This window comes from Candidatus Frankia alpina (assembly GCF_902806485.1).
GTDB classification, from domain to species: Bacteria; Actinomycetota; Actinomycetes; order Frankiales; family Frankiaceae; genus Frankia; species Frankia alpina.
Map to the genome: position 1 here is coordinate 1 of NZ_CADCWT010000298.1, position 5,125 is coordinate 5,125.

Annotated in this window: 6 protein-coding genes and 1 pseudogene; 5 read left to right on the plus strand and 2 right to left on the minus strand. The window is 70.5% G+C overall.

Annotated elements, in window-relative coordinates:
* The 5 genes from G6R25_RS21230 to G6R25_RS32025 form a co-directional block, all read left to right on the plus strand.
* On the plus strand, window positions 1–674 hold a 674-nt coding region (locus tag G6R25_RS21230), incomplete at its 5' end, for a ribose-phosphate diphosphokinase (RefSeq protein WP_163554326.1).
* Window positions 675–798: 124 nt separating this feature from the next.
* On the plus strand, window positions 799–1,236 hold the full coding sequence (locus tag G6R25_RS21235) for an ArsR/SmtB family transcription factor (protein WP_163554327.1): 438 nt from the start codon (window positions 799–801) through the stop codon (window positions 1,234–1,236).
* Window positions 1,233–2,321, plus strand: coding sequence for a cation diffusion facilitator family transporter (locus G6R25_RS21240; protein ID WP_235949344.1), 1,089 nt, complete (start codon window positions 1,233–1,235; stop codon window positions 2,319–2,321). The genes G6R25_RS21235 and G6R25_RS21240 overlap by 4 nt, the downstream gene beginning before the upstream one ends.
* Before the next feature lie 268 nt (window positions 2,322–2,589).
* Window positions 2,590–2,928, plus strand: a complete 339-nt coding sequence (locus G6R25_RS28170) for an MmyB family transcriptional regulator (RefSeq protein ID WP_235949347.1) — start codon at window positions 2,590–2,592, stop codon at window positions 2,926–2,928.
* 471 nt (window positions 2,929–3,399) lie between these two features.
* On the plus strand, window positions 3,400–3,843 hold the full coding sequence (locus G6R25_RS32025) for an SAM-dependent methyltransferase (protein ID WP_235949345.1): 444 nt from the start codon (window positions 3,400–3,402) through the stop codon (window positions 3,841–3,843).
* Between the two features lie 204 nt (window positions 3,844–4,047).
* On the opposite strand, the gene G6R25_RS21260 is transcribed toward G6R25_RS32025, so the two are convergent.
* Both G6R25_RS21260 and G6R25_RS30945 read right to left on the minus strand, forming a co-directional pair.
* On the minus strand, window positions 4,048–4,758 hold the full coding sequence (locus tag G6R25_RS21260; RefSeq protein ID WP_205447314.1) for a recombinase family protein: 711 nt from the start codon (window positions 4,756–4,758) through the stop codon (window positions 4,048–4,050).
* A 58-nt stretch (window positions 4,759–4,816) separates the two neighbouring features.
* Window positions 4,817–4,936, minus strand: a pseudogene (locus G6R25_RS30945) (zinc finger domain-containing protein); the annotation flags it as partial.
* Window positions 4,937–5,125: the final 189 nt, after the last annotated feature.

The window sequence follows — 5,125 nt, forward strand, 5'->3', positions numbered from 1 at the left end:
GTACAACGGTGGTGCTGCCGCACTATGCCTACGCCCGCTCGGACAAGAAGGACGCGCCGCGGATCTCGATCGGTGGTCCGCTCGTCGCGGACCTGCTGGTGGCTGCTGGGGCGAGCCGGGTGCTGGCGATGACCCTGCACTCCCCGCAGGTGCACGGTTTCTTCAGTGTCCCCGTCGATCATCTGCACACGCTGCGGGAGCTGGCCAAGCACTTCCGCCGCCACGACCTGTCGAACACGACGGTGGTGTCACCGGACCTCGGTAACGCCAAAGAGGCGGCGGCGTTCGCGCGGATGCTCGGGGTGCAGCAGCGTTTCGCCGACGACCGGGTGAGCATCAGCACCGTCATCGGGGATGTGGCCGGCCGCGACGTCATCGTCCTCGACGATGAGATCGCCAAGGGCAGCACGGTGTTGGAGCTGCTCGAGCGGCTGCGGGAGCTCGACGTGCGCTCGGTGCGGGTGGCGCGTACGCACGGGCTGTTCTCCGGCGGGGCGCTCAAGCGGATCTCCGACCAGCCGGAGGTGGTGGAGATCGTGTGCACGAACACGGTGCCGATCCCGCTGGGGGACCGGATGCCGAAGCTGGAGGTGCTCACGGTCGCCCCGCCGCTGGCCGAGGCGATCCGCCGCATCCACAACGGCGAGTCCGTCAGTGCCCTGTTCGACGACTGACCCCGGCGCCGGCTGGGGCCCGGCGGAAGGGTCCGACGGCGGTGGGCGCCGGGACCTGTGGCCCGCCACGGGGAGGCAACAGGTCACGATTGGCTGATGTCAGCGTTCGCTGTACTGTTGGGGAATGGTCAAGGTCGCTTCTCAGGCTGAGGTGCTCGCCCGGTTCGGTCACGCGCTGTCCGACCCGACGCGGGCCAGGCTGCTGCTGGTGCTGCGGGCCGGCGCGGCCTACCCGTCGGAGCTGGTCGAGACCCTCGGCGTGGGCCGCACGAACCTGTCCAACCATCTCGCCTGCCTGCGCGGCTGCGGGCTGGTCGTCGCCACCCCGGAGGGTCGTCGCCAGCGTTACGAGCTCGCCGACGACAAGCTTCGCCACGCGTTGGACGACCTGCTCGACGTCGTCCTCGCCGTCGACACCGAGCACGTGCACCCCGGCGGCGCCGTCCGGGCGGCGGTGGAACCGGCGGCGGTGGAACCGGTCGTCGCGGCCTCGGTGGGGCCGGCGGGGGCCGGGGTGGGCATACCCGCCGAAGCCTCCCTGGCAGGTGTGAGCAAGCCATGACGGCGTCCGACCACGACGGCCACGGGCACGACGGCCACGGGCATGGGGTGGCGGCGGGGCGGGGGAGTGTGCGTCAGCGGCGACGGTTGTGGCTGGCGGCGGGGTTGAATCTCGCGATCGTCGTCGGGCAGGCGGTGGCCGGCTTCGCCGCAGGGTCCGTCGGCCTGCTCGCCGACGCCGGGCACAACCTGACCGACACGGCCGGGGTGGTGCTTGCGCTGGTGGCGTTGACGTTGTCGCGGCGTCCGCCGTCGGCGCGGCGCACGTTCGGCGGGGTGCGTTGGCCGGTGCTCGCCGCGCAGGCGAACGCCGCGGCGGTGCTGGTGGTGACGGCTCTGCTGGCGGTCGAGTCGTTGCGCCGCCTCGGCGAACACGGTTCGGTCGACGGCCCGGTGGTCGTCGCCGTCGCGCTGGCGGCCGCGGTCGTCAACGCGGCGAGCGCTCTGGTCATCCACGAACGCGACGCCGACCTGAACATCCGCGCGGCCGTGCTGCACCTGGCCGGGGACGCGGCGGTGTCGGTGGCGGTCGCCGCGTCGGGCCTGGTGATCTGGCTGGTCGGCGGCTGGTACTGGCTGGACCCGCTGGTGTCGCTGCTGATCGCCGTGCTGATCGCCGGGCAGGGAGTGAAGCTGCTGGTCAGCGCGTCGCGGGTGCTGCTGGAGTCGACGCCGGAAAGCCTGGACGTCGCCGCGGTGCGCGCGGACATCCTGCGCGACACCCATGTCCTCGACGTGCACGACCTGCATGTGTGGAGCCTGTCCGACCGGGTGTTCGCCGCGTCGGTGCATCTGGAGCTGGGTCATCTCGCCGGTGCGCAGGACGGTCATCCCAGCCTCGCGCAGGCGCGGGCGGTGTCGGATGGGATCAAGGCGATGCTCGCCGAGCGGTACGCCATCACCCACGTGACGATCGAGTCCGAGTGCGAGCCGTGCACCCCCCCGCACGACGATCCGTGCGGCATCTCCCGTGACCTGGGCGCAGACCGGGCAGCCGGCGAGCCACGCCGCGGCGGCGGTGAAGCACCGGGTGGTCGCCGTTCCCGGCGGTCCCGCGCCGCCTCGCTCCCCGAGCGGACGGTCTGAATTGCGGACGATCTGAGTTTCCGATTCGGGCGGGTCAGGTGGTCTGGCCGGTGGGCATGATGGTGATCTGCTGGAGGTTGACCCCGGGCGGCAGCGTCGCGAGGGAGCCGATGGTCCGCCCGCAGGTGGCGGGGTGGCTGCCGATGATGTTCATCAGCCCGGTGATGTTGAGGTCGATCTGGTGACGTCACTGGTCGGCGCGCAGTTGCTCGATCGGGGCGGGCAGCATGACGCCGGCGTTGTTGACCAGTAGGTCCGCGCCGCCGAACTGGAGGCCGGTCGCCACCCGCACGACCGCCAGCTCGCCGACCTCGTCGGGGAGCTCACCCTGCGTTCGCCGGAGTTCCCCGGCTGGTCGAACCGAGCTCACCGACGAGTGAGTCCCTGCGGCTACTCAGCAGCTGGTTCGGTGATCAGGCGGCCGCCTGTGCTCACCAGGGCAGGGTTCCGTCGGCGTCGAAGTAGCCTCCGGTGGGACCGTCGGGACCCAATTCACGATGCTCACCGCGGCGCTGTGCACCGCGCAGGAGTTCCCCCGGCGAGCTCGGTGACGACTACCGCCAGGAATTCCCTCCGCGACGGGAGTGCCCCACCACCCGGGGCGTGAAGGGTCCCCGGGGTCCTGTGTCATCTGCTCACCAGCACCGAAACCCTGCCCGCACCTTCCCGGCCGGCATCCCTCGGCCTGCGCGCGCCGCTCACCCTGGTAGGGGTGGGGCCGGAATACGAACGAGACGTGCCACGTCCTTGTTTCCCCGCTGGTAGAGGCCAGCGCGGGTTGCCTTTGGACCTCACCCCGCCCAAGGACGTCGTCGCCATTAGGTTGGACCTGGCCTCCGGAGCGCTGTTTCCCACCGCGCCGGTGTGACGCCCCGGCGGCCTAGGCTGAACGCATGGCTGATGCGGCGGGCCGGGTCGAGCCGTCCGGGGTGTGGGCCACAGCCGTGGGCGTGGCCCGGGTGAGGGCGATGGAGACGGCACGCGAGCAGCCGCTGTTCCGGGACCCGCTGGCGCTGGCCTTCGCCACGGCCGGCGGAAGAGGCCCCGGGACGCCGCCGCCCCCGCGCTCGGAGCCGGGATGGACAGCAGGGCCTTCCGGATGGACTGGCCTGCGGGGACCCGGCTGTTCGAGGTCGACACGGCCGAACCGCTGGGATTCAAGGCCTCGGTGCTGCGTCAGGAGCGGGCCGTTGCGCGCTGCGAGCGGATCACCGTCCCGGTCGACCTGCGCGAGGACTGGCCCGGCGCCCTGGCCGCCGCCGGGCACGATCCGGCGCAGCCGACGGTGTGGATCGCCGAGGGACTGCTGATCTATCTGCCCGAGGACGCGGTGCAGTCGCTGCTCGAACGGGTCGGCGCGCTGTCCGCCACAGGCAGCAGGATGGGCCTGACACTGGGCACGCGCGGTGTGGTCGAACGCTTCCGCGGGGACGCCGCTGCGGGATCGGCAGCGTCGATGTGGGTCTCAGAGATGCCGGCGGACCCGGTCGGCTGGCTGGACGGCCTCGGCTGGGAGACGTAGACCTTCACCCTGCGTGAGCGCGCCGTGGCCTACGGGCGTCCGGTGCTCACCCCATCGCAGCAGGACGAGGGCACCGGCGGACTGGTCTCGGCGGTGCGCGCGGCGCACTGAGCACGTCGAAGGCCGGCCTTCGACGGGGTCCCGCCGGTAATGCCGCTGGATTGAACGCTGAGGAATAATCTTGCCTGTCGCCGGAGGCGTCCCCTACGCCTCCGAAGACCGGATGGTCTGTTCGTCGTGCTCGCGCAGCATCCGCATGACGGTCGCGGGCGAGGGGTGCTGGCCCTTCTTCGCACCCGTGGTGATGACGAGCCGCTTGGCGATGTCGCGCAGACTCAGTTCCTGGCCGCGCAGGTGGAGGGCCATGGACAGCATGTCGTTGTCGGTGACGCCGGCGCCGCCGATGGTCTTGCCGCGCTTACGGGCGGACTCGTGACCTTCCAGGGCGCGGTCGCGGATGTACTCGCGTTCCATGCCGGACATGGTCGCCAGCACGGTGAAGACAATGCCGGAGGGATCGTGCGAGCCCTTCAGCTCCCCGGTGAGGAACTCCAGCCCGACGTCGCCCACTTTCAGCTCCTCGGCGAGCATGGCGAGTTCGATGCCGCGGCCGAGCCGTTTGTGTTCGTGGACGACGAGGGCGACGCGGACGCCTGAGGAGCGGATCTCTCCGGCGAGTTTGACGGCGGCCTCCAGTTCGGGGCGCTTGGTGGTGCGGGTGGAGATCTTCTCCGAGAAGACCCGGGTGACCCCGGTTTCGGCGAGGGAGCCCAGCTGCGCGTCGAGGGACTGCCTTGCGGTCGAGGCCCGTGCGTACCCGAGGCGGACGTGGCCGACCGGCTCGGTGCTGGCGCTCACAGGCCGGGGCAGCTCGGTCCACACTGAGCCGGGCTTGCGCACGGCGGGTGTCGGCACGCTGGGCACCTTGGCGAGCTGGGGCACGAGCCGGATAGCGGGCGGTGTGGTACTGGACGGCCACCTTGCCCTTGCCGGTCCGGCACGGCGAGCCTGCGGGGACCGTGCAGGTGGACATCGGGCAGGCGTGCGATTCCACGCGCTTGAAGTCGTCGCTCACGAGCCCATACTGTTTCATGAGGGTGTTTCAGCCGTCCAGTTATTTGAAACAACCCATGAAACATAAAACCGCAGCATGATCGACAGCTGACGCAGTGTTTCACGAGTGAACACCTATGAAAAAACTTCAGTGAGCCATTCCCGGCGTCGATTTGTGAGGTTGGGTAATTGTTGCGGGGTGTGAGTGTCTCTGGGGGCTGTGGCGACG